This is a genomic window from Georgenia satyanarayanai (assembly GCF_023715365.1).
GTDB classification, from domain to species: Bacteria; Actinomycetota; Actinomycetes; order Actinomycetales; family Actinomycetaceae; genus Oceanitalea; species Oceanitalea satyanarayanai_B.
Genome location: NZ_JAMBNZ010000016.1, coordinates 27,423 through 49,717, shown reverse-complemented (window position 1 = coordinate 49,717; position 22,295 = coordinate 27,423). Strand labels below are relative to the sequence as shown.

Annotated in this window: 13 protein-coding genes; 11 read left to right on the top strand and 2 right to left on the bottom strand. The window is 73.6% G+C overall.

All coding sequences use genetic code 11. The features are described 5' to 3' along the window. Positions 1-275: 275 nt before the first annotated feature. Positions 276-563 carry a membrane protein insertion efficiency factor YidD gene (gene yidD, locus M3148_RS15420; RefSeq protein ID WP_251305618.1) on the bottom strand — a complete coding sequence of 96 codons (288 nt, stop codon included), beginning with the start codon at positions 561-563 and terminating at the stop codon, positions 276-278. 103 nt (positions 564-666) lie between these two features. Between yidD and M3148_RS15415 the strand changes: the two genes are divergently transcribed. Continuing rightward, entirely contained in the window at positions 667-1,170 is a 504-nt protein-coding gene (locus tag M3148_RS15415; RefSeq protein ID WP_251305617.1) for a hypothetical protein, read from the top strand. 1 nt (position 1,171) lies between these two features. Beyond that, complete coding sequence (locus M3148_RS15410) at positions 1,172-2,020, top strand: hypothetical protein (RefSeq protein WP_251305616.1); 849 nt, start codon at positions 1,172-1,174, stop codon at positions 2,018-2,020. Between the two features lie 571 nt (positions 2,021-2,591). On the opposite strand, the gene M3148_RS18370 is transcribed toward M3148_RS15410, so the two are convergent. Next, the gene (locus M3148_RS18370; RefSeq protein ID WP_251305615.1) at positions 2,592-4,403 is read right to left on the bottom strand and encodes a S9 family peptidase; all 1,812 of its coding nucleotides are present in this window, start codon (positions 4,401-4,403) and stop codon (positions 2,592-2,594) included. Positions 4,404-4,440: 37 nt separating this feature from the next. Here M3148_RS18370 and M3148_RS15400 point away from each other — a divergent pair, with 37 nt between their 5' ends. The 9 genes from M3148_RS15400 to M3148_RS18190 all read left to right on the top strand — a co-directional run bounded on the left by M3148_RS15400 (position 4,441) and on the right by M3148_RS18190 (position 22,256). Continuing rightward, the gene (locus M3148_RS15400) at positions 4,441-5,010 is read left to right on the top strand and encodes a thymidine kinase (RefSeq protein WP_251305614.1); all 570 of its coding nucleotides are present in this window, start codon (positions 4,441-4,443) and stop codon (positions 5,008-5,010) included. 85 nt (positions 5,011-5,095) lie between these two features. Further along, the gene (locus M3148_RS15395) at positions 5,096-5,842 is read left to right on the top strand and encodes a DUF1345 domain-containing protein (protein WP_251305613.1); all 747 of its coding nucleotides are present in this window, start codon (positions 5,096-5,098) and stop codon (positions 5,840-5,842) included. Positions 5,843-6,141: 299 nt separating this feature from the next. Then, entirely contained in the window at positions 6,142-9,615 is a 3,474-nt protein-coding gene (locus tag M3148_RS15390) for a bifunctional proline dehydrogenase/L-glutamate gamma-semialdehyde dehydrogenase (protein ID WP_251305612.1), read from the top strand. Positions 9,616-9,907: 292 nt separating this feature from the next. Continuing rightward, on the top strand, positions 9,908-11,752 hold the full coding sequence (locus M3148_RS15385) for an ABC transporter substrate-binding protein (RefSeq protein ID WP_251305611.1): 1,845 nt from the start codon (positions 9,908-9,910) through the stop codon (positions 11,750-11,752). 197 nt (positions 11,753-11,949) lie between these two features. Further along, the gene (locus M3148_RS15380; protein ID WP_251305610.1) at positions 11,950-13,473 is read left to right on the top strand and encodes an ABC transporter permease; all 1,524 of its coding nucleotides are present in this window, start codon (positions 11,950-11,952) and stop codon (positions 13,471-13,473) included. 52 nt (positions 13,474-13,525) lie between these two features. Beyond that, entirely contained in the window at positions 13,526-14,554 is a 1,029-nt protein-coding gene (locus M3148_RS15375) for an ABC transporter permease (protein WP_251305609.1), read from the top strand. Beyond that, positions 14,554-16,317 carry an ABC transporter ATP-binding protein gene (locus M3148_RS15370; RefSeq protein WP_251305608.1) on the top strand — a complete coding sequence of 588 codons (1,764 nt, stop codon included), beginning with the start codon at positions 14,554-14,556 and terminating at the stop codon, positions 16,315-16,317. The genes M3148_RS15375 and M3148_RS15370 overlap by 1 nt, the downstream gene beginning before the upstream one ends. 3 nt (positions 16,318-16,320) lie before the next feature. Continuing rightward, the gene (locus tag M3148_RS15365) at positions 16,321-19,467 is read left to right on the top strand and encodes an FtsX-like permease family protein (protein WP_251305607.1); all 3,147 of its coding nucleotides are present in this window, start codon (positions 16,321-16,323) and stop codon (positions 19,465-19,467) included. Further along, positions 19,464-22,256 carry an ABC transporter permease gene (locus M3148_RS18190; protein ID WP_251305606.1) on the top strand — a complete coding sequence of 931 codons (2,793 nt, stop codon included), beginning with the start codon at positions 19,464-19,466 and terminating at the stop codon, positions 22,254-22,256. Before M3148_RS15365 ends, M3148_RS18190 begins: the two co-directional genes overlap by 4 nt. Positions 22,257-22,295: the final 39 nt, after the last annotated feature.

The following is a 22,295-nucleotide window of genomic DNA, read 5'->3' as shown; positions in this document are numbered from 1 at the left end:
CGTCAGGCGGCGCGGACCCCAGCGGCCGGTGCTCAGCGCCAGGGTGCCCCGTGCCCCGGCAGCGCCCACGGAGATGCCCGCAGCCGGTCGAGGGAAGCCAGCGCCTGCTCAGGCTTGTCCGTGAACGGAGCAGGCTGTGCGCCCGGGTTTCCTCCAATGGAGCTCGCCGGGCCTTCCGGCTCGGTGGGAGCGTCGACGAGACCTTCGACTACGGCCTCGAGCGCCTCCGTGCCGCGCTCACCGCGCCCGGCAGCTGAAGTTCCGCCGTCGGCCCGTCAGCGGCCGCCGAAACGGAAGGGGATGGGGATGCCGCCGCAGCAGCACACCCCCTGCACCTGGGTGGTCGCCAGCATGCTTGCCGCCTGGTAGCAGGCGACGAAGCGGAGGACCGTCGGCACGACGCTCCGGGCGACGCCACGGCTCACGACGACGTCACGCACCGCTGCCGAGCACGACTGGCCGCCGTGGGCGACGAGGTGGGCGCAGGTCCACCCCTTCCGCGGGGACAGGCGCTGCTGGTACAGGCGGATCAGGGCATCTGCGGCGCGCGTGGCGGGTCCCATCGCGTCACCGTAACGGCGTCCCCGCGCCCCGGCACGGCGAGTGACACGCCCCGCCCCGCGGCGGTGGGTCTCGCCGCTGCCCGACGCCGTTACGCTGCCCGTCATGGAGTCGCCCCGAGAGCACCGTCGCCCGGAGGCTGACGAGACCGACGTCCGCCGGCTGTCCGCCACGGGGGTGGCGGTGCGGATCGCCGGGACCATCGCGGCGCTCGGGGTGCTCGCCTACGGTCAGGTCGCCGACACCAACGACCTCTTCCCGCTCGGCACGCTCTCCCAGTTCGCCACGGCGCGGGACCTCGACGGCACCGTCCGGTCCACCTACCTGCTCGCCGACACCGCGACGGAGGACGGCCGGCGGATCGCGATGAACGACCGGACGATCGGGGTGGCGCGCGCGGAGGTCGAGGGCCAGCTGCAGCGGATCCTCGACAACCCCGCGCTCATGCAGTCGCTCATCGACGGCTACGCGGCGCTCAAGCCGAACCGCGAGCCCGTCGAGACGCTCTACCTCATGCGCTCGATCCAGCAGCTGGAGGACGGCTACGTCGTCGGCGAGCCCGAGGAGGTCGAGCTGCTGCGCTGGGACTCGACCACGGAGGGGGACTGACGTGCGCGCCGTCGTCGGCTGGCTCACCCGCCCGGTCCCGCTGGCCCGGGTCGCCGCGTTCCGCGTGCTCCTCTACGCCTTCGTCATCTGGGACGTCCTGTTCAACTTCGACGACGTCATCCAGCACTCCCACGTCCCCGAGCTCTACCAGCCCACCCTGCTGGCGCGGCTCGTCCACCTGCCGCCACTGAGCACGGCGCTGTCCTGGGCGCTGCTCGCCGCGCTCCTGCTCTTCTGCGTGCTCGCCATCGCCGGTCGGGCGCAGCGCCTCGCCGGCTGGGGCGCCGCGCTCACCTTCTGGGTGTGGGCACTGAACTCGCAGGGCTTCTCCTACGTCCAGCACGACCACATGGCGCTCATGATCGCCACCCTCGTCCTGCCGACGGTCGGGGTGGCCCACTACCGCGACCACCGGCTCTCCCAGGCCGCCGGCTGGGCGATGCGCACCGTGCAGATCGCCACCGTCCTCACGTACTTCGGCTCGGTGTTCGCCAAGTGGTCCCGGGCGGGGAGCCTGGTCACCTGGGCGAACGGCTCGGTGCTCACCTGGGCGATCGTCCGGCGCGGCTCCCACTTCGTGGAGTGGACGCTGGCCTACCCGATGCTCCTGCGCGCGGCGCAGTGGGGATCGCTGGTGCTGGAGATCCTCTCTCCGGTGGTCCTCTTCCTGCGGGGACGGTGGCTCTACCTCGCCATCGGCTGCTTCCTCGCCTTCCACCTCGCCACCTTCATCGCCATGGGCATCCACTTCCTGCCCACGGTGGTGTGCTGGTTCGCTTTCCTCCCGCTGGAGAAGGTCAGGGAGCGCCTGGCGGCGCGCCGTTCGCGACCGAGCCGCGTGGCGGCCTGACCGTCACAGCCTTGGGTGCGGAGTATTGGACCTCAGCGGTCCAGTAGTCCACACCGAGGACGGGGCCGGCTGTCGATGGCCACCGAGTGACGGCCGGCGGCCTGCCTCGGTCGGACGGACCCGCCGCCGGCTGAGCCCCTCCGGGTGTGAACTTCCGTGGGTAATCTCGCTCCACGGGTGACGGGCAGTCCCTATGCTCGCGGGCCTGTGGCCGTGTCCTCGTCCTCGGCGCGACGGTGCTTGACGGCTCCGGTCGGGAGTGGCCGCTTGCGGTCGTTGCGGGCTGTCTTGACACTCGCGTCCCCGCTCGCGCTCTACTTTCACGGCGGTGATCGCCGCGAATCACATGCCGAACCACACCTCGCCGTGGACCCAGGCGGTTGGCGGATGCTCGCCATCGTCGCCGGGTTCGGTCTGCTGGCGACTCGCCGGTCGGCTCGGAGGTGCGCGAGACCGCGCTGGTCCGCTGACGAGGCGAACCGATGTACCCCACATCGTGCGGTGTGGCTTCTTGGCCCTCACACGTCGAAAAGCCAACACCTAAAGAAGCGGCCCCGCGGCCGAGCGGAGCTCAGCGCGCCAGGTGTCGCCTGAGGAACTCGATCGCCGCCGGGTAGGAGTCCTGGCGGTTCTCCCGCTTCGCCAGGCCGTGGCCCTCGTCCTCGTAGACCCGCAGCTCGCAGTCGATGCCGCGGCCGGCGAGGGCGTCACGGATCTGCTCGGCCTCACTGAGCGGCACGCGCGGGTCGTTGGCGCCGTGGATGACGAACAGCGGCGCGACGATGTCGTCGAGGTACGTGATCGGCGACGCGGACTCGAGGAAGTCGCGGTCCTCGGCGAGGCTGCCGTACTCGCGCTCCCGGTAGGCCACCCGGTAGGGCGAGGTGTTCTCGAGGAAGGTGACGAGCGAGCTCATCCCGACGATGTCGACGCCGGCCGCCCACCGCTCCGGCTGCATCGCCACCCCCGCCAGCACCATGTAGCCGCCGTAGGAACCGCCCCACAGCGCGCTGCGCGCCGGGTCCAGCCCCTGCGAGGGCAGCCACTCGTGGATGGCGGCGAGGTCGGCCACCGAGCCGAGGCGCAGGCGGACGTCGTCGAGGGAGTACCAGCGCTTGCCGTACGTCGTCGAGCCGCGGACGTTCGGGACGAGCACGGTGAGCCCGGCCGAGACGAGCGCCTGGACCACCGGGCTGAAGCTCTGCATCGACGCGGACTCCGGCCCGCCGTGGATGAGCAGGACGGAGGCACCCTGAAGCGCGGCGTCAGCGCCAGCGGGGGAGTAGCGGAAGAGCGGCACCTCCTCGCCGTCGGGCGTCGGCACGCGGTGCACCGTGGGCGCGGCGAGCTGCCCGCGCAGCTCGCCGGGCACCTCGACGGCGGCGAGCGAGGTGGACGCGCCCGTCGCCACGTCCACGAGGTGGAGGCTCGAGGGGTCCGTGGGCGTGGACAGCGTGACCACGATGCGCCGCTCGTCCGCCGCCCACACGACGTCGGGCACCCCCTCCCCGGGCAGGTCGACGTCGCAGCGGGAGGCGCCGTCGCCGTCGTGCACGGCGAGGGTGACGACGCCGTCGCGCACGGTCCCGACGACCATCGCGCGTCCGGAGGGGGAGGCCCACAGGCGCAGGTCGTGCGCCTCATCGGTGACGAGCCAGGTCCAGTCCTGCCCGTCGAGCGAGACGCGGGCGACGCCGGTGAACTCGCGCTCGTGGTTGGACTCGACGAGCAGCGCCTCGTCCCCGGGCGCCCACGCCACCTGGGAGTGGCGGGCGTGCTCGTCGGGGTCGGTGACGGCACCGTCGCCGACGGCGCGCGGCCCGGACACCCGCACGAGCGTCGAGGCGGGACGCAGGCTCAGGCCGGTCACGGCGACAGAGCCGTGGTCGTGGGAGACGGCGGCCGCGGCGACGTAGCCCCCGCCGTCGTGCACCACCCGCTCGGCCCCGGTGGCGAGGTCGCGGACGACGACGTCCATGTCGACGCCGTTGCGGCGGTTGGTGTGGAAGACGAGCGAGTCGGCGGTGACGTCCTGGAGCACGTGCATGTAGCGGCGGTCGTGGACGAGCGGCACGAGCCCGCCCAGCGCCACCGGCTCGGTGGGCGGAACGGTGAGGTCGAGGAGCGAGAGCTGCATGAGCTCGTCGCCGTCGGTGTCGTGCTGGACGACGACGGCGCGGCGGCCCGGGACGTACCGGCCCGAGCAGCGGCTCGGCAGCGCGGTGAGGGGCGTGCGGGTGCCGTCCGGCGCGATCTCGACGAGCTGGACGGTGCCGAGCTCGTCGTGCCCGGCGAGGACGCGGCCGGCGTCGTCGACGTCGAAGGCCACCCACGTGCGTAGGTCGAGGAGGGAACGGACGACGGTCTCGGTGTCGGTGCTCACGCCCTCGAACATAACCCCGGCTCACTAGGGTGTGCCCATGCGCGAGGCTCCGGGACGGCTCCAGGTGGTGTGCGGGCCGATGTTCGCCGGGAAGTCCGAGGAGCTGCTGCGGCGGGTGCGCCGCGCGCAGCTCGCCGGTCTCGACGTCGAGGTCGTCAACCACTCGTGGGACGAGCGGCACGGGGTTGGGCGGGTGGCGTCCCACGCCGGGCTCAGCATCCCCTCCCGCGCGGCGAGCGACGTGCCCTCGCTCGAGGCGGTCCTCGCCGCCCGCACGCCGGACCTCCTCGCCATCGACGAGGCCCAGTTCTTCGGGGACGGCCTCGTGCCCGTGGTGGAGGCGCTCGTCCTCGCGGGGACCACCGTCGTCGTCGCGGGGCTGTGCGTCACCTTCGACGGGCGCCCCTTCGAGCCGCTGCCCTCGCTCATGGCGATCGCCGACGACGTCACCAAGCTCACCGCCGTCTGCGCCGTGTGCGGGCGCGACGCCCCCTTCCACGTCCGCACGGCCGCCGGGGACGTTGGTGACGCGACCGTCCCCGCCACCGAGCACGTCGGCGGCACGGAGGCCTACGAGGCCCGCTGCCGCCTTCACCTGCGCGGCTGAGCGGGACGCCCGCTTTGGGCGGGCCTGCGCGGACGTTCTAGATTCGGGCGCGACGCCGCCCGGCGTCGTCACCCGAGAGGACGCCGTGCCCCACCGGACGCTCGACCTGCCCCGCCGCACCCGGCTGCTCGCGGACGACCTCACCCGCGCCTGGCTCGTCGCTCCCGTCCTCGCCGTCGCCGCGCTGCTCCTCACCCTCACGCCGGTGCTCGACATCCCCGACGACGAGCGGGCGCTCGCCGTCGTCCTCGTCCTGTACGGCGTCCTGCTCCTCGCCTACCCCGCGCTCACCCTCCTGGCCTTCGCCGGTGTGTCCGGGGCCGCGCTCACGGCCGCCCTGGGCGAGGCACGCCGTCGGCAGCTGCGACGGCCACGGTGGCTGCGGTGGTCGCTGGGGTGGCGGGACGACGGCGTGGGCGGGGACGGTCCGTCGTGGCCGGTCCTCCTCGCGCTCGGCTCCCTCGTCGTCGCGGTCTGGCTCATCGTCTCGGAGTCGATGCGAGACTTCGGCTTCCTCGTCGCCGCGAGCATCCTCATGATCGTCCTCGCGTGGGGCGGCAGCCTCGTCGCCTACGCCGTCCACGTGGCTCGCCTCGACGCCGTCGGCGGTGGCCTGCGCTTCCCCGAGGACGGGACTCCGGAGGCCCAGGAGCGTCACTTCTCCGACTACCTCTACCTCGCCCTCGGCGTCCAGGCCGCCTTCGGGCCCGCGGACGTGCAGGCGACGACGGCGCGGATGCGCCGCACGCTGGCCGGCCACATGCTCGTCGGCTGGGTGTTCAACACCGTTGTCCTCGCCGCGCTCGTGTCCTTCCTCGTCGGCCTGGGCTGAGCCGACGGCGGAATCCGGCTGTCGGCGGGAGCGGGGTGGGCGCCTGGGCTGAGCGGGGCGGCGGAATCCGGCTGTCGGCGCGAGGGGTGGGCGCCTGGGCTGAGCGGGGCGGCGGAATCCGGCTGTCGGCGGGAGCGGGGTGGGCGCCTGGGCGGAGCGGGGGCGGCGGAATCCGGCTGTCGGCGGGAGCGGGGTGGGTGGTCTGGCCCGGGCTGGGTGGTGTGCCCTCGCACGGCGGGGCGTGGGAACCTGGAAGGACCGACTTCAGCTCCCGACCGGGCGACCCCCGAGGAGGCGTCATGACGACCGCGACCCCCACCGACGAGCACCGGGCCACCCCGCCGGACGTGGCCGACCTCGTGGAGGACGCCGTCGCCCTCGCCGACGCGTGGCTCGCGGCCACCGAGGAGGGGCAGACCCGCCAAGAGCGGGCCGCCTCCACGCAGCTGGCCGCCCTCGTCAGCGACCCGGAGGGGCTGGACCTCGCGGTGCGCTTCGTCGACCGCGTCGCGCGCCCGGAGGACGAGGAGGTCGCAGCCCGGGAGCTGTCGCGCATCTCCGCCGGTGCCGCCGGCTTCCTCGGGCCGATCGACCGTACGCTGCTCGGTGCGGGCGCGCTCGTCGCCCCGCTCGCGCCCCGGCTGGTCGTCCCGCTCGCGCGCCGCCGGCTGCGCCAGATCGTGGGCCACCTCGTCGTCGACGCCCACGACCCCGCGCTCGCCGAGCACCTCGCCCGCGCCCGCCGCGACGGCTTCCGCCTCAACATCAACCTCCTCGGCGAGGCCGTCCTCGGGGAGGACGAGGCCCGCGCCCGCACCGAGCGCACCCGCGCCCTCCTCGAGCGCGACGACGTCGACTACGTCTCGATCAAGGTCTCCTCCCTCGTCTCCCAGATCTCCACCTGGGACACCGCCGGCACCGTCGAGCGGGTCCTCGACCGTCTGCGCCCGCTGTACCGCGCCGCCGCGGCCCGCAGCCCGCACGCCTTCGTCAACCTCGACATGGAGGAGTACCGCGACCTCGACCTCACCCTCGAGGTCTTCACCCGGCTCCTGTCCGAGCCCGAGTTCGCCGGTCTCGAGGCCGGCATTGTCCTCCAGGCCTACCTGCCCGACTCTGTCGCCGCCCTCGAGCGGCTCGTCGACTTCGCCCAGCAGCGGGCCGCCGCCGGGAAGGCCGGGATCAAGGTGCGCCTCGTCAAGGGCGCCAACCTCTCGATGGAGCGGGTCGAGGCCGAGGTGCACGGCTGGGAGCAGGCGCCCTACGCCACCAAGGACGACGTCGACGCCAACTACCTGCGCCTCGTGGAGCGGTCCCTGCGCCCCGAGCTCGCCGGTGCGCTGCGCCTGGGCGTGGCCTCCCACAACCTCTACGACGTCGCCCTCGCCCACCTGCTCGCGCAGCGCCGCGGCGTCACCGCGATGCTCGACGTCGAGATGCTCCAGGGCATGGCCCCGGCCCAGGCGCGCGCGGTCAAGGCGGCGGTCGGCTCCGTCCTCCTCTACACGCCTGTCGTCGCCCCCGAGGACTTCGACGTCGCCGTCTCCTACCTCGTGCGCCGCCTGGAGGAGAACGCCCAGCCGCAGAACTTCCTCCGAGCCCTCTTCGACGGCGACGACGGCGCGGGCGAGGCGTCCATGGCCGACCAGGAGGCCCGCTTCCGGGCCTCCGTCACGGCGATGGGCACCGTCTCCGCGCAGCGTCGCCGCACCGCCGACCGGCAGCCGGCGGGCACGTCCTTTGACAACACGACCGACGCCGACCCGGCGCTGCCCGAGGTCCGCGCCTGGGCGCGGGAGCGGGTCCGCGCCCGTCCCGCCCCGCTCACCTCCCCGGTGCTGCGCACGACGGCGGAGGTGGACGCCGTCGTCGCCCGTGGCCGGGCCGCCCAGCCCGACTGGCTCGCGCGCCCCGCCGCCGAGCGGGCCGCGCTCCTGCGCCGGGCCGCGGACGAGCTCGAGGCGCGCCGCGGCGAGCTCGTCACGCTCATGGTCGCCGAGGGCGGCAAGACGATCGAGCAGGCCGACCCCGAGGTCTCCGAGGCCGTCGACTTCGCCCGCTACTACGCCGACCGCGCCCTCGAGCTCGAGCGTGGCGCCTCCCTCCACACCGACGGTGCGCGCTTCACCCCGCACGTCCTCACGCTCGTGACCCCGCCGTGGAACTTCCCGGTTGCCATCCCCATCGGCGGTGTCCTCGCGGCGCTCGCGGCGGGCAGCGCCGTCGTCATCAAGCCGGCTCCCGCCGTCCCCGGCTGCACGGAGGCGGCGGTCGCGACCCTGCGCGCGGCGGGGGTTCCGGACGACGTCGTCCAGCTGGTCCGGGCCGAGGAGAACGAGGTGGGCCAGGCGCTCGTCGCCCACGACGACGTCGACGCCGTCGTCCTCACCGGCGCCGCCGAGACCGCCGAGCTCTTCTGCTCCTGGCGCACCGGCCGCCCCGACGGACCGCGCGTGCTCGGCGAGACGTCCGGGAAGAACGCCCTCGTCATCACGCCCGCCGCCGACTACGACCTCGCCGTCGCCGACCTCGTCAAGAGCGCCTTCGGCCACTCCGGGCAGAAGTGCTCCGCGGCGTCGATCGCGATCCTCGTCGGCTCTGCCGGGCGCTCGGAGCGGCTGCTGCGCCAGCTCGTCGACGCCGTCCGCTCCCTGCGCGTGGGCTGGCCCACCGGCCTGGCCGCGACGATGGGGCCGGTCATCGAGCCGCCCACCGGCAAGCTGCGGCGCGCGCTCACCACGCTGGAGCCGGGGGAGCGGTGGCTCGTGGAACCCCGACAGCTCGACGGCACCGGGCGGCTGTGGTCCCCGGGCCTCAAGGACGGCGTCGCGCCCGGGTCCTTCCTCCACCTCACCGAGTGCTTCGGGCCGGTGCTCGGCATCATGCGCGCCGAGACCCTCGACGAGGCCATCGAGCTGCAGAACGCCACCGCCTACGGGCTCACCGGCGGCCTGCACTCCCTGGACGAGGAGGAGATCGACCACTGGCTCGAGCGCGTCGAGGTGGGCAACGCCTACGTCAACCGGCACATCACCGGCGCCATCGTCCAGCGGCAGTCCTTCGGCGGGTGGAAGTCCTCCGCCGTCGGCCCCGGCGCCAAGGCCGGCGGCCCGAACTACGTCGCGCAGCTGGGGGAGTGGGCGATGGACGGCCTGCCGGCGCGCACCGCGAAGCCATCCGCGGCCGTGCGCGCGGCGCTCGCCGACTACGCCGCCCTCGTCCCTGACGCCGCGGAGCGGACCTGGTTGCAGAGCGCCGCCGGGTCCGACGCCGCCGCGTGGGAGGCCGAGATCCGCCACGCGCAGGACCACACCGGCCTGCGCGCGGAGTCGAACGCCTTCCGCTACCGGCCGGTGCCGCTGACGGTGCGCACGGTGCCCGGGGCTGCGCCGGTCGAGCTGCTGCGCGTCCTCCTCGCCGGTGAGGCGGTGGGGGCGGAGGTGCGCGTGAGCCTGGACCCGGCGACGAGCGCGGCCCTGCACGCGCTACGCGGGCGCGACACCCATGCCGGCCTGCGCCGTCTCGGCGGGCACGTCACCCGGGCCGAGACCGACGCCCAGTTCCTCGCGCGGGTCCGCGAGGAGGGGATCGAGCGGGTGCGCGTCGTCGGACCCGACGCCGGGGCGCTCCTCGACGCGCTGTGGTCACCGCAGGTGACGGTGCTCGCCGGCCCGGTGCTCGCGACGGGCCGCCGCGAGCTGCTCGCGGTGACGCGCGAGCAGGCCGTCTCCCGCACGAGGCACCGCTTCGGCCACCTCCCCGCCGGCGCCTGACCCACCCGCCCTACCCGCATATGCACGAAAATCACGCCTCCCGAGCGCGGCACGCCGTCGTTATCCCGCATATGCGGATGGGGGAGGGGTGGGAGCGTGAGGGAGTCCACATGGTGAGATCTTCCCCACAGGCTGTCTCAAGTCCATAACGAAACGGTTGCCGGGTTGTTTCGTCCGTCGTATATGCCACTCCCCCGTGTGTACCGTGACGGCACCTCGGCGTGCACCGCGGCACCCGACCGGGCACCCCCGGGCGCGGCCCGCGGTCACGTCCCAGCATCCAGGAGGAACATTGAAGATCAGGCGTACGGCCCAGGCGGCCGCCGTGCTGGTGGCAGGCTCGCTCGTCCTCGCGGCGTGCACCAGCCCCAGCGACGAGGAGTCCACGGGCTCCGGTGACGAGACCACCACTGACAGCACCGGCTCGGGCGAGGCCAGCTCCACGGCCAAGGAGGACCTGGGCGACGTCCAGACCGTCGAGGGTGACATCTTCTACTCGACCGGCCAGGACGAGTTCACCGGCTACAACTCCCTGACGGCGGACACGTACAGCACGTACAACAACGTCATCATGGACCGCATCCGTCCCGAGGGCTTCTTCTACTTCGGCACCGACGGCACCATCTACGAGAACGAGGAGTTCGGCACCGCCGAGGCCGTCTCCGGCCTCGAGGGTGACGAGCCGCTCGTCATCGAGTACGCCGTCGCAGACGACGCCGTGTGGTCCGACGGCAACGCCATCGACTACGCGGACTTCATCTTCGAGTGGGTCTCGCAGAACCCGGCGTGGCTCTCCCCGGACCCGGAGAACCCGGTGTTCAACCACGTCTCGGGCACGGACTACACCCAGACCAACGTCCCCACCGGCCCGCAGGCCGACAGCTGGGACGCCAAGTCCTTCACCGTCGAGTACGCCGAGAAGTACCCGGACTGGCGCCTCGTCACCGGCTCCTACCTGCTCCCGGCCCACGTCGTGGCCGAGCAGATCGGGATCACCGAGGAGGAGCTCGTCCAGGCCATCCTCGACGAGGACGTCGAGACGCTGACAAAGGCCGCGGAGTTCTGGAACGAGGGCTGGCTCTCCAGCCCCGGTGAGGTCCCCGCCCCGGAGATCGCGCCGTCCGGCAGCCGCTACCAGTTCATGGAGGGCGGCTGGACCGCCGGCCAGTCCATCACCATCGAGGCGAACCCCAACTACTGGGGCACCCCCGCGGCGACCGAGCGGATCACCTTCCGCTTCCTGGACGCCTCCGGCCACAACCAGGCACTGCAGAACGGTGACCTCAACGTCATCGAGCCGCAGGCCACCGTGGACACGCTGCCGCAGCTGGAGGCCCTCGGCGACGCCGTCGAGGTCCAGACGGGCGCGACCCTCACCTGGGAGCACCTGGACTTCAACTTCAACAACGGCGTGTTCTCCGACGAGGAGGGCGGCCAGGCGCTGCGCGAGGCCTTCGCCTACTGCGTCCCGCGCCAGCAGATCGTCGACAACCTCATCAAGCCGGTCGACCCCGAGGCCGTCGTCATGAACGCCCGCGAGGTCTTCCCGTTCCAGCCGAACTACGACGAGGTCGTCGAGGCCGCGTACGACGGCCGCTACGACGAGGTCGACCTCGAGGAGGCCACCCGCCTCATCGAGGAGTCCGGCATCGCGACGCCGATCGACGTCCGCATCGGCTACTCGGCGCCCAACCCCCGCCGTACCTCCGAGATCGAGCTCATCAAGTCGAGCTGCGACCAGGCCGGCTTCAACATCACCGACGTCGGTGCGCAGGACTTCTTCTCCAACGCGCTCCCCGCCGGTGACTACGAGGTCGCCCTCTTCGCCTGGGCAGGCTCCGGCCAGATCTCCTCGGGCCAGAACATCTACTCCACGGACTACCCGCAGAACTACGGCGGCTACTCCAACGAGACGGTCGACCAGGCCTGGGTCGAGCTGTCCTCCTCCCTCGACGAGGAGGTCCACCTCGAGCAGACGAAGATCATCGAGAAGGAGCTGTGGGACACGCTCTTCGGCATCCCGGTCTTCGCCCACCCGGGCGTCGTCGCGCACACCGCCGGTATGGAGAACGTCCGTCAGACGGCCACCCAGAGCCAGGTCGCGTGGAACGCGGAGCAGTGGCTGCTCGCGGAGTGACCTCGGCTGAGGTGATTCTCACTCCGATCACCTGAAGGCACGCTCAATGACCGGTGGGGCAGGAGGGGAGTCCTCCTTCTGCCCCACCGTCGTGCGTGTACGGTGCCTTGACGTGATTTCTCGGCGCCTGCCCGACGTCCCACGAGGACAGGGCTAGGCTGTCCGGGCTCACCCCGGAAGACCCGAAGGGCAAGCTCGTGATCAAGTTCATCCTGCGCAGGCTGGGGATATCAGCCCTCGTCCTGCTCGGTGGGTCCCTCCTCATGTTCGTCCTGACCATCAACTCGGGCGACCCGCTGGCGGACCTTCGGGAGTCCAACGACCCCAACCGCGACAACCTCATCGCCATGCGCAGCGCCAACATGCGCCTGGACGACCCGTGGTACGAGCGCTACGGCGCCTGGCTCGCGGGGGTGGGCAAGTGTGTCGTCGGTTCCTGTGAGCTCGGGCTCAACCGCGCGGGCATCCCGGTCATCGACCTCCTCGGCAACGCTGCCGCGGCCACGCTGCGTCTCGTCATCCTCTCGACGCTGCTCGCCATCGTCATCGGCATCGCGATCGGCATCCTCACCGCGATCCGCCAGTACTCCGGCTTCGACTACATCGTGACGTTCTTCGCGTTCATGATGTACTCCCTGCCTGTCTTCTGGGCTGCGGTGCTCCTCAAGGAGTACGGCGCGATCCGCTTCAACGACTGGATCGTCTCGCCGGACATGGCGCTGTGGCAGATCGCCCTCGTGGCTCTCGTGCTCGCCGTCATCGTCGCCGGCGCCCTGGGTGGTGACGCCCGACGGCGGCTGCTCACCGGTGGCGGCACGTTCCTGTTCGTCCTCGCGGCGATGTTCTACTTCGACGCCGTCAACTGGTACCGCCAGCCCGCACTTGGCATCGGCGTCGTCGCCGTCGCCTCCATCGGCGCGGCCCTCCTCATCGTCATGCTGAGCTCGGGCCTGGGGAACAAGAACGTCCTGAAAGCCGCCCTCACCACGGTGGGCGTCGGGATCGTCTCCTACTTCGTCTTCGCAGGTCAGCTCGCCGACCCGAGCTGGGGCGTGCTGTTCGGGCTGTTCGCCGTCGCGATCGTCATCGCCGTCCTCAGCGGCGCCCTGTGGGGCGGCTACTCCCGCACGATGGCGATCTGGGTGTCGGTCGCGACCGCGACCGTGATGAGCCTCGTCATCGTCACCGACCAGGCCCTGTCGGCCTGGGCCGGCTACCTCGGCTCGGTCCGCAACGGCCGCCCGATCTCGACGATCGGTGCCGAGACCCCGAACTACGACGGCACCTTCTGGCAGGAGTTCCTCGACAAGGGCACCCAGCTGCTCCTGCCGACGGTCCTCCTCACCCTCGTGTCGGTCGCCAGCTACAGCCGCTACACGCGCTCGTCCATGCTCGAGGTGCTCGAGCAGGACTACGTGCGCACGGCGCGGTCCAAGGGCCTGTCCGAGCGCGTAGTCATCACCAAGCACGCGTTCCGCAACGCCCTCATCCCGATCACGACGATCGTCGCCTTCGACTTCGCCGGCCTCATCGGCGGTGCGGTGCTCACGGAGACGGTCTTCGGCTGGAAGGGCATGGGCGAGCTGTTCCGCACCGGCCTCGTCCAGGTGGACCCCGCACCCGTCATGGCCTTCTTCCTGGTCACCGGCACCGCCGCCGTCGTGATGAACATGCTGGCCGACATCGCCTACGCCTTCCTCGACCCCCGGATCCGACGGTGAGCGCAGTGAGTGACGCAGGCACCCGTACCAGCCCCGCGACCCGGAGGCAGCGATGAGAAGGTTCAGGAAGAGCAACCGGCCGGAGCACATCGTCCCGCAGCCGGGCATGCAGGGCGCCGACCCCGGCACGCTGCAGAACATCGACCAGCTCTCCGTCGAGGAGGACCTCGAGGGGAAGACGGACAAGTCCTACTCCCAGGGGCAGCTCGTGCTGCGCCGGTTCCTCCGCCACCGCGGTGCGATGGTCTCGATGGGCGCGCTGATCTTCATCACGCTGCTGGCCTACACCTCCATCGGCTTCGGGCCGGTCCCCGGCTGGTGGAAGCACGGCTACACCTTGGCCGGCACCGTCACCGACGGCGGGCGCCCCTCGCTGAGCCTGTGGCCCTTCCAGATCGGTGACCAGCCCTTCGGGCAGGACAACGTCGGCAAGGACTACTTCGCGCTCGTCATGCGCGGCACCCAGCGCTCGCTCATCATCGCCTTCGTCGTCGGCATCGTCTCGACGATCATCGGCACGGCGGTGGGCGCGGCCGCGGGCTACTTCCGCGGCTGGATCGAGGCCGTCCTCATGCGCCTCACCGACCTCCTCATCGTCATCCCGCTGCTCGTCCTCGCGGCCGTCCTGGGCCAGATCAGCGGCGGGTCGATCTGGACCCTGGCGTTCATGCTCGGCATCGTCACGTGGACCGGCCTCGCCCGGCTCGTGCGTGGTGAGGTCCTCTCCCTGCGCGAACGGGAGTTCGTCGCCGCGGCCCGGGCCGTGGGCACCTCGCCGCTGCGGATCATCGTCAAGCACATCCTGCCGAACACGCTCGGCACGATCATCGTCTCGGCCACCCTGTCGATCGCGGCGGCGATCCTCCTCGAGACCTCGCTGTCCTTCCTCGGCTTCGGTGTCGACGCGCCGGACACCTCCCTTGGCGTCCTCATCAGCACCTACCAGGCGTCCTTCACCTCCCGGCCCTGGCTGTTCTGGTGGCCCGGCATCTTCATCCTCGGCATCGCGCTGAGCGTGAACTTCATCGGTGACGGTCTGCGCGACGCGTTCGACCCCCGGCAGAACAGGAACAAGGACTGATGACCACCACCTCCGAGCAGTCCAGCGGGCCGGTCCTCTCCTTCACCGACCTCGACGTCCGCTTCAAGACCGAGTTCGGCTCCGTCCACGCCGTCAAGGGCATCTCCCTCGAGGTCCACCCCGGTGAGGTCGTCGCCCTCGTCGGCGAGTCCGGCTCCGGGAAGTCCGTCACCTCGATGACGGCGCTCGGCCTCCTGCCGAAGAACGCCCGCACCGGAGGCGGGATCGTCGTCGGGGAGCGCACGGTCGGTGAGCTCGACGAGCGCGAGCTGCGCCGCATGCGCGGCAACGACGTCGCCATGGTCTTCCAGGAGCCGATGACGGCCCTCAACCCGGTGCTCACCATCGGCACCCAGCTCACCGAGGCGCTCGAGCTGCACGGCATCGCCTTCGGGCGGGCCGCCGACGAGCGCGCGGCCGAGCTGCTGCGGATGGTCGGCATCCCCGAGCCCGAGCGCCGCCTCAAGCAGTACCCGCACGAGCTCTCCGGTGGTCAGCGCCAGCGCGTGGTCATCGCCATCGCGATCAGCTGCGACCCGCGCGTCATCATTGCCGACGAGCCGACGACGGCGCTGGACGTCACGGTCCAGGCCGACATCCTCGACTTGCTGCGCTCCCTCAAGGACAAGCTCAACACCGGCATCCTCCTCATCACCCACAACATGGGCGTCGTCGCCGACATGGCCGACCGTGTCGCGGTGATGTTCAAGGGCAACATCGTCGAGACCGGCAGTGTCGACCAGGTCCTCAACCACCCGCAGCACGCCTACACCAAGCGCCTGCTCGACGCCGTGCCCCACCTGGGCCGCGGCCGGGACCAGCTGGGCATCGCCCACGTCGAGGCCCCGCCCGTGGAGGAGGACGAGGTCCACGCCCTGCGCATGGAGAACCTCGTCATCGAGTACCAGCGCGCCGGCAAGCCGCCGTTCCGCGCCGTCGACGACGTCTCCTTCGCCGTGCGCCAGGGCGAGATCGTCGGGCTGGTGGGCGAGTCCGGCTCGGGCAAGTCGACGATCGGCCGCTGCGCGCTCGGCCTCATCCCCGCGGCCTCCGGCACGATCCGCCTCTTCGGGGAGGACTTCGGGGCGCTGCGCCGCAAGGAGGCCAAGGCCCTGCGCCGCCGGATCGGCGTGATCTTCCAGGACCCGGCCGCCTCGCTCAACCCGCGCCTGCCGATCGGCGACATCATCGCCGAGCCGATGGCGGTCCACAAGATCGGTGACAAGAAGTCCCGGGAGCGCAAGGTCCACGAGCTCCTCGAGGCCGTCGAGCTGCCCCGCAGCGTGTACAACCGCTACCCGCACGAGCTCTCCGGGGGCCAGCGTCAGCGCGTGTCGGTGGCCCGTGCGCTCGTCCTCGAGCCCGAGCTGCTCGTCGCCGATGAGCCCACCTCGGCCCTGGACGTGTCGGTCCAGGCCAGCGTGCTCGCGATGTTCACCGAGCTCCAGCAGCGCTACCGCTTCGCCTGCCTCTTCGTCTCCCACGACCTCGCCGTCGTCGACCTGCTCGCCCACCGGGTGGTCGTCCTGCAGAACGGCAAGATCGTCGAGAAGGGCAGCCGCGAGGACGTTCTGCAGAACCCGCAGGAGGAGTACACGCAGCGCCTGCTCGCCGCCGCTCCGGTGCCCGAGCCCGGGGAGCAGCGTCGCCGCCGCGAGGAGCGCCACGCGCTGCTCGCCTCCTTCGGGGAGAGCGTCGCCGAGCTCCAGCTCGACAAGGGCACGATCGGGACCGGGCCGCTGGACGAGTCCACGCGCGAGTAGGCCGTGAGGGCGCCCCGTCTCCTGCTGCGGCGCGGCCGCGCACAGCGGGGCGCCCTCCTCACCCTGCTCGTCCTCACGGCCACGTTGGCCGCGATCCTCGCCGGCAGCACCGGCTACACCCGGGCCGCGGGGATCGCGACGATCCGCGCGACGCTCACCGAGGCCGCGCCCCACGACGCCGGCGTCCAGGTGCATACCCGGCTCGCGGACGACCCTGAGGCGCAGGACGCCGCCGTGCGGGAGACGGTCATCGCCCGCCTTGGCCCCGCGACCGAGGTCACGCGCACGCTGTGGACCGAGGCGGTCAGCGCGGAGGCGGGCGGGCAGGAGCTGCGGGTCGTCCTCGCCGAGCTCCGGGCCGGGGACGGCGCCGTCGTCACCGACGGCGGGCCGCCCGGCACCGGGGAGGTCCTCGTCCCCGAGGAGGCCGCCGCCGAGGCCGGCCTGAGGGCAGGCAGCGAGCTCGTCGTCGACGGCGCGACGCTCACCGTCTCCGGCACGTGGCGCACCGGTGACGGGCGCGCGTGGTTCACCGACCCGCACACCGAGGGCGTGGTCGGCCCGCTCCTCACCGACGCCGCCACCGTCCGTGACGCCGTCAGCGCGCCCTTCGTCCGCTGGACCGCCTACCCGCGCGCCGAGGCGCTCACCGTGGCGGACCTTCCCGCCCTCGCCGACGGCCTCGCGGGGCTCGACTACGCCCTCGGCGACGACGACGCCGTCGCCGTCCGTGGCCTGTCCGTCACCGGGGACCTCGCCGCCACCGTCGACCGCCTCGCGGACGCGACCGCCACCGCGGCGGCCGTGGGTCTCGTGCCCGTGGCGCTCCTCGGCGTCGTCTCCGTCGTCGCCCTCGTCCAGGTCGTCCGTCTCCTCGGGCAGACCCGGGCCCGCGAGACCGAGATCCTCGTCGCCCGCGGGGCGGCCGCCCGGCAGGTGACGGCGTGGGCGGCCGCCGAGCTCGCCGTCGTCGCGCTCGTCGGTGGCGCGGTGGGCACGGTGGTGGCCGCCGTCGTCGTCGGCCGGCTCGACGGCGGGGAGGCGCAGCGCGGGGTCGTCGTCATGACGGGCGCCGTCGTCGCCGTCCTCACCGTCCTCACCGGGACGGTTGTCGCGGGCCTGCACGCGCGGGGCGTCGCCCGCCGGATGGTCGCCGACCGCTCCGGCCGGCTCCGCGGGGCCGCGGCCGCCGGCACGGTCGCGCTCACCGGCGCCGCGGCCGCCCTCTCCGCCTGGCAGCTGCTGCGGCACGGCACCCCGCTCATCGACGACGGCGGCGCGGACGTTCTCGCCGTCATCTCCCTCGGGGCGGTGCTCGCCTTCCTCGCGGTTCTCGCGCTCGCCCTGCTCGGTCCGCTCGTCCGCGCCGCCGCCCGGGCCCGAGAGCGGGGACGCGGCCTGCCCGGCGTCCTCGCCGCCCGCCAGGTCTCCCGCCGCGTGCGCGCCTACGCCGTGCCGCTCGTGCTCGTCGTCCTGGCCGTCGGCACGGCGACGGTCGCCTCCTCCTTCGCCGGGGCCACCGCCGTGCAGCGCGAGCACGTCGCCGCCCTCTCCACGGGCACCGACGTGCGCGTCACCGTGCCCGCCGGGGCCGGCGGCCCGGAGCCGCAGGCCCTGTCGGCGGTGCCCTACCGGGAGGTCGCCGGCGTCCGGGGCGCGGGGGCGGTGCTGCGGGGCACGGGCACCTTCGGCGAGCTGCCCCTCGCCGTCACGGCCCTGGACACCACGCGGCTCGAGGAGGTCGCGCGCGTCCCCGGGGGCGCCGTCGCCGGTCTCGCTCCCGCCACCCGGGGAGTGGCGCTGCCGCCCGGCGCGCAGACCCTCGACCTCACGCTCCGGGCGCAGCTGGGACTGCCGCCGGGGGCGCTCGAGGCGGAGGAGGAGCTGGTCGCCTCGGACCGCGAGTACTACCTCGAGATCATGGGCGTCCCCGAGGACGAGGTCGACGCCCTCCTCGCTGCGGACCGCGCCAGGCGGCGGGAGGGCGACCACGGCCTCGGGCTGACACTGTGGGTGGCAGACGCGGACGGTGGCCTGAGCGCGCTCGACGCCGGACGGCTGCCGGCCGCCCCCTTCGACGACGACGGGCTGCTCGGACCCGAGCCCACCGAGCACACGCTGCGCCTGGAGCTGCCCGCCGCAGGGGAGTTCCGGCTCGCCGCGCTCGACCTCGCCGCCACCGGCCCGCGCCTCGGCTACGAGCTGTCCGTGGAGGTCACCGGCCTCACCGCCGACGGCACCGACGTCGGCCTCGGCACCGCGCCCTGGGTGCAGGCCCTCGCCACTGCGGACCTCGAGCCAGTCGGCACGGTCGGCGTGCGGGGCGCGTTCGAGGGCAGCGAGGACGTCGCGGTCCGTCTCCTGCCCGACGGCGGTGCGGAGCCGGTGCCCGCGGCCGTCACCTCCCACCTTGCCGCGGCTGCGGACCTGGGGGTGGGGGACACGGCCACCGTCGCGCTGGGCGGGAGGGCCGTCGACCTCGAGGTGGGCGCCGTCGTCGGCGCCGTCCCCGGCGGCCTGGAGGAGGACGCCGTCCTCGTCGACCTCGCCGCGCTCGGCGCCCACGTCCTCAGCCGACAGGAGCGCCCGCTGCTCCCCGGCCAGGTGTGGCTCACCGTCGAGGCGGACGCCGACCCCACCGAGGTAGCCGCGGAGGCGAGCGCGCTCGCCGGCCGGCAGGCCACCGTCGAGGTGGCCGGGGAGAACCTCACCGACTCCGCAGGCTCGGTGCGCCACACCTTCTGGATCGTCGCCGTGGGCGCCGCGCTCCTCGCCCTCACCGGGGTGACCGCCGTCGTCCTCGCCCTCGCGCGGGAGCGTCGCAGCGAGGTCGTCGTCCTGCGCGCGCTCGGTGTGGCGCCCGCGGCGCAGGCTCGCGCCCGGGTGGCCGAGCTGCTCGGCGTGGGCGGGCTCGGCGTCGTCCTCGGCGTCCTCGCCGGCTGGGCCGCCTCGGTGCTGCTCGTGCCCACCCTCGCCCGCGCCGCCGCGACCCAGCCCTCACCGCTGCCCCTCGGTGGGCGGCTCGACGTCGTGCCGGGGCTCGCGGTGCTCGTCGTCCTCGTCGGCGGCCTGGGCGTCGTCGCCGCGGTGCTCGGCGCCCGCGTGCGGGCCCAGGCGCTGGACGCCGAGTACCGGGAGGAGGTGCGGTGAGCAGCCTCCGCGGCCTCGCGCGCCGCCAGGCCACCGCCCACCGTGCGGTGCCGGTCGCGCTCGCGCTCCTCGTGCTCCTCGTCGCCGGGGTCGTCACCGCCTGGCCGCGCCTGCTCACCGGCGTCGACGACCGCCAGGTCACCCACGAGATCGCCGCGACGAGCCCGCTGTCCCGCGACGTCGTCGGCGTCCTGCCCACGGAGTGGCCCCGGCTCGACCCGCCGCCACCCGGCTCCACGCCCTACCCGCCGGACGTGGAGGCGAACCTCGGGGGCGTCCACGTCGCCCTCGAGGAGCTGCGCGCCGCCCAGCCCGAGCCGCTGCGCACCCTGCTCGGCGAGCCCAGCTTCTCGCTGGAGAGCCAGCCCGCGGAGGTCGCGCCCCCGCCCGACCCGGTCATCGGCCGGCAGTGGCTGCGCCTCACCGTCGACCCGCAGCTCGCCGAGCGGGTGACGCTCACCGGCGGTCGCTGGCCCGCGGCGCCCGCCCCCGTCGACCCCTTCGCCGGGCTCACCGACGCCGAGCGCTGGGCCCTCACCCTGGACGAGGAGGCCGCGCTCGTGGACGCCGCCATCGCTGCCAGCGGGCCGCTGGAGCTCGTCCTGTCCGCGCCCGCGGCCGAGGTGCTCGAGTGGGAGGTCGGCACCGAGCGGCGCTTCGCCGGCAACACCGTCCCGGCGCTGCTCACCGGCACCTACGAGGTCGACGACCCCGGCGCGGACTACTGGGACCACAACCTGTACTCGGCCGAGCCGCACGTCGTCGACGACCTCAACCTCGGCACCTCGGCCACTGCCGCCGCCTACCTCGACCCCTCGTGGGACGGGCGGCTCCCGCCGGGCTTCCCTGCCCACGTCGCCAGCTTCCGCACCCAGATGTGGTTCCCGGTCGCCGTCGGGGCGCTGACCACCGACGACGTCGACGCCGCGGAAGCCCAGCTCCTCCGGTTCACGACGCCCCAACCGCTGGGCGAGGCCGGCGAGCTCGGCCCGGCGCCGGAGGTCCGCTTCGCCAGCGGGCTGGGCGAGGTGCTCGACAGGGTCCAGCAGCAGCAGGCGGTGACGTCCACCGTGCTCACCGTCATCGCGGCCGGCCCGCTCGGGGTGACCCTCGCCGTGCTCCTCCTGGCCGCGCGGCTGCTCGTCGCCCGCCGCCGGCCCGGGCTGGCGCTCCTGTCCGCGCGCGGCGGCTCGGGGTGGCAGCTGCGCGCCATGCTCGCGCTCGAGGGGCTCGTCCTCGGCGTGCCCGCGGCCGCCGCCGGCGCGCTGCTCGCCGTCCTCCTCCTGCCGGGCCGCACGGTGCCCGCCGACCTCGCCGTCACCGGCGCCGTCGCCCTCGTGCCCGCCGTCATGCTCGCGGTGAGCACCTCCCCGCGCGGCCTGCGGGAGGGGCGCGCGGACCTCGGCGGCCGGTCCGGGCGTTGGCGGTGGGTCGCCGAGGCGGTGCTGCTCGCCCTCACCGCCGTCGCCGTCGTCCTCCTCGTCCAGCGCGGCGTCGTCCCCGGGACCGGGGAGACCGACGTCCTCCTCACCGGGGTGCCGCTGCTGCTGTCCGCGGCCACCTGCGTCCTCGTCCTGCGCGTCTACCCGCTGCCGGTCCGGGCGCTGGCGGGGGTGATGCGCCGTCGTCGGGGGGTCACGGCCTTCCTCGGCTCGGCGCGCGCGGTCCGCGACCCCTCCGGCGGGCTCGTTCCCGCCGTCGCGCTCGTCATCGGCGTCTCCGTCGCGATGTTCTCCGCGGTCCTCGGCTCGACGGTCAGCACCGGTGTGCAGGCGACGGCGTGGCAGTCCGTGGGCGCCGACCTGCGCCTGTCCGGCCCGGTCATCGACGAGGAGCAGGCCGCCGCGATCGCCGGCGTGCCTGGGGTCGCCGGCGTGGCGACGGTCGGTGACGCCGGCACCGTCAGCGTGTCGGGGGAGCGGCTGGACCTCGCCGTCGCCGACCTCGCCGCCGTGCGCGACGTCCAGGCCGACGGCGTGGGGATCGACCACCTCCCCGCGGACCTGCCCGCCGCCGCGGGCGACGCCGTCCCGGCCGTGCTGTCCGCGGTGGCGGTCGAGGCGCTCGGGGCGGGCGTCGGGGACACCCTGCAGGCCGCCGTCGGGGACGGGGTCGCGCTCGAGGTGGTCGGCACGGTCGAGCGGCTGGCCGGCGCGGGCACCACCGGGGACGTCCTCGTCGACGACGCCGCCTTCACCGCCGCCACCGAGCGGGCCGTGCTCCCGCGCATCGCCCTCGTCGACGTCGCCGACGGCGCGGACCCGACGGCGGTGCTCGAGCGCGTCCGCGAGGTGGAGCCCGTCGCCCTCGCCCAGAACCCGGCGGGCGACGCGAGCGGCTTCCTCTCCTCCCCGATGGCCGGGGGGATGAGCGCGGCGCTGACGGTCGCCGTTGTCCTCAGCCTGGCGCTCGTCGTCGTCGCCGTCGTCATGACCCAGCTCGTGGGCGCCCCCGCACGCGGGCGGCTGCTCGCGGTGCTGCGCACGCTCGGGCTGGACCGGCGGCGTGCCCGCGGGATCGTCGCCTGGGAGCTCGTGCCGCTGGCCGCCGTGTCGGTGCTCGCCGGCGGGGTCCTCGGGGTCCTTGTGCCGTGGGTCGTGCTCGGGAGGATGGACCTGCGGGCGCTCACCGGTGGGGAGGAGCAGCCCGGGCTGGTCGTCGACCCGCTCGTCGTCGGCGCGGTGCTCGGCGGGGTCCTCCTCGTCACGGCGCTGGCGGTGCTCGTCTCCACCGTGGTGAGCAGCCGGGCCGACGTCGCGAGCGAGCTCCGGATGGGCGAGGAGACCTGACGCGGCCGGGCGGCACGGGCATGTCTGTGGCGTATGCCA

Excerpts from the sequence above, each read along its gene's own strand:
- yidD (WP_251305618.1), bottom strand. The coding sequence starts at position 563 with ATGGGACCCGCCACGCGCGCCGCAGATGCCCTGATCCGCCTGTACCAG.
- M3148_RS15415 (WP_251305617.1), top strand. The coding sequence starts at position 667 with ATGGAGTCGCCCCGAGAGCACCGTCGCCCGGAGGCTGACGAGACCGAC.
- M3148_RS15400 (WP_251305614.1), top strand. The coding sequence starts at position 4,441 with ATGCGCGAGGCTCCGGGACGGCTCCAGGTGGTGTGCGGGCCGATGTTC.
- M3148_RS15390 (WP_251305612.1), top strand. The coding sequence starts at position 6,142 with ATGACGACCGCGACCCCCACCGACGAGCACCGGGCCACCCCGCCGGAC.
- M3148_RS15375 (WP_251305609.1), top strand. The coding sequence starts at position 13,526 with ATGAGAAGGTTCAGGAAGAGCAACCGGCCGGAGCACATCGTCCCGCAG.
- M3148_RS15370 (WP_251305608.1), top strand. The coding sequence starts at position 14,554 with ATGACCACCACCTCCGAGCAGTCCAGCGGGCCGGTCCTCTCCTTCACC.